The organism is Brevibacterium sp. UMB1308A (genome assembly GCF_030230605.1).
Taxonomy (GTDB): Bacteria; Actinomycetota; Actinomycetes; order Actinomycetales; family Brevibacteriaceae; genus Brevibacterium.
Genome location: NZ_JASPDO010000054.1, coordinates 1 through 2,153 on the forward strand (window position 1 = coordinate 1; position 2,153 = coordinate 2,153).

The window sequence follows — 2,153 nt, forward strand, 5'->3', positions numbered from 1 at the left end:
TTCCGGGAGATGTGTTTTCGCTACCGCTACAACAGACGTTTCCCGTTCCGGGCAATACATAAGCAATCTGCGCAGATTTCCCTACCGCGCTTCGCTTGGTCAACCCTTCACAAGCCAAAATTAAAATTTTGACTTGCTCAGCGTTCTGTCTTTTTTCTTTTATTGGAAATCGTGAGTAAGGGGAAATTTTAATTTTCCCTTGCGAGGGATTGATCCGTTGACTTTTGTTTTTTTTATTGTAGATGTATTTATAGATTTTCAATTATGCAGAAAAGGTATACTCACTATACCGAGAAATCTCGGTGTGAGCCTGGCTGGGGCCAAAAAGAAAAAACCTTACTGCTTTTACTGGGAGGTTTTCGAATATGGCTTATGCAATTTTAAGAGTGGAAAAAACAAAAAATACTTCAATCGCTGGAAAAAATTCTCACAATATGCGATTGAGGAAAACACATAATGCAGATCCTAACCTTAAATCCCAAAACCGAATTTTAATCGGTTCTGGTGATTTAAGGACTGATATTAATGCAAGGTTTCAAGCAACAAATGTTAAAGCTCGTAATTCTACTTCTGTTATTTGTAATGAATTAGTTTTAACAGCTTCTCCGGAATTTTTTGCAAATAGCAAAAATTTAGAGGATTGGATTAAAGTTCAAATGGAATATTTGCATAATGAATATGGAGAAAATGCAATAAATGCAGTTTTACATTTAGACGAGCAAACACCACATATTCACGCTTTTATAACTCCAATCGAAAATAAAAACGGAATATATAAACTAAACAATAAATCGTATATGAAAAAATACGAAACAATGCAGGATATATATTTTAAATACAATAAGCCATTGGGTTTAATCCGTGGGATTAAAAAAGAGGTTTCGAATGCAGAATATAAGGAAGTTAAAGAATTTTACAGCGATATTAAAAACATTAAAAATGAAACCGAATTAGAAATAGAAAATAATAAAATTGAAAAAATTAGAGTTATTGAAACAGAAGAAAAGAAAAAATTATTTAGAGATCCGGAGGTAGTGCCTAAGCACTACACAGGAGCTGAGGTTAATCGTTACATACGAAAGGCTCTAAAACCTTACAAGAACGAACGAAAGCCCCTTATAGCTCGTTTAAACGGGTTTAAGAGCCGTTTAGAGCATTCAGAGGCTGAGTTGTCTGATCTCCGTCAGAACTTCAACAGAAGAGTCCAGGAACGGGTACAACAGGAGCAAAAGTTAGCCGTGGCCAGAGCCACGGCTGAGCAAGAACAAATCATTCAAAATAAAAACAGAAAAATAAAAGATATGGAGTTGGAAATAATAGAATACAAAAGGCAGTTAAAGGAAAATGCTTCAATTTCTCAGAGATATGAAAAATATAAAATTAACAGTGATGTTTTAGATCTAATACAAGAGCATAAACCGGCAGAATTTAAACAACTCTTCAATGCTGCTATTGCAGCAGCAGATGCCGAATATTCACAGAAACAGCAAAATAATAACTACATACCCCAGAATAAGCCAAAGGCTTTAAAATTATAAAGCCCGGAACGGGAAACAGTGAAAAATTTCCCGTTGGGTTTTGGTTTTTTAAGCATATCGATCCAATCTTTCATTAATGCTTTTTAAATCTGCTTCTCTTTGTTTTTCTTCTTCCTTAATTCGGATCTCTTTAACAAACCTTGCACGATCGCCATTAAATACAATTGCAGGATTTATATAAAATATGTATTTCTTAACAGACTTTGCGATCATTTTCTTTTCTAATAGTTCTTTTAATCCGCGATAATAAACAGCTTTTGAAATAGTATAATCATATTTTTCAGCTTCTTCCTTTGCTGTTTCGAAATTTAAGTAAATTTCGTCACCGCCGATTTGCTTTTGGTAAATACCCATAATCAAGAAAAATAATTTAAACCCTGTTTGAGTTAAATCGAAATAGAATTTAATTTGACCAGTAAACAGCTTTAAAAATTCCTCTTTATCTACTTCTTGGATTTGTGAAATTGTTGTAGTAAAAACTCCTTCTTCGGTTTCTAATTCAGAACCTCGATCAACAGTTAGCTTTTTCTTTTTAGTATCAATTTCCATATTGAACACGAAAGGATTTTTTTTGTGTTCAATATCAAAATCCTCACTATTTTCAGCATTGTTTAA

Annotated in this window: 3 protein-coding genes; 1 reads left to right on the forward strand and 2 read right to left on the reverse strand. The window is 33.4% G+C overall.

What is annotated here, in order from left to right:
• Positions 1–262 (reverse strand): hypothetical protein (locus QP868_RS11980; protein ID WP_284926786.1); only part of this gene is annotated, 262 nt, incomplete at its 3' end.
• A 103-nt stretch (positions 263–365) separates the two neighbouring features.
• Here QP868_RS11980 and mobV point away from each other — a divergent pair.
• Positions 366–1,538 carry a MobV family relaxase gene (mobV, locus tag QP868_RS11985; RefSeq protein WP_126738770.1) on the forward strand — a complete coding sequence of 391 codons (1,173 nt, stop codon included), beginning with the start codon at positions 366–368 and terminating at the stop codon, positions 1,536–1,538.
• 48 nt (positions 1,539–1,586) lie between these two features.
• Here mobV and QP868_RS11990 read toward each other — a convergent pair.
• A partial coding sequence (locus QP868_RS11990; protein WP_284926787.1) for a hypothetical protein occupies positions 1,587–2,153 on the reverse strand: 567 nt, incomplete at its 5' end.

Coding starts and splice junctions, on each gene's coding strand:
- mobV (WP_126738770.1), top strand. CDS start 366: ATGGCTTATGCAATTTTAAGAGTGGAAAAAACAAAAAATACTTCAATC.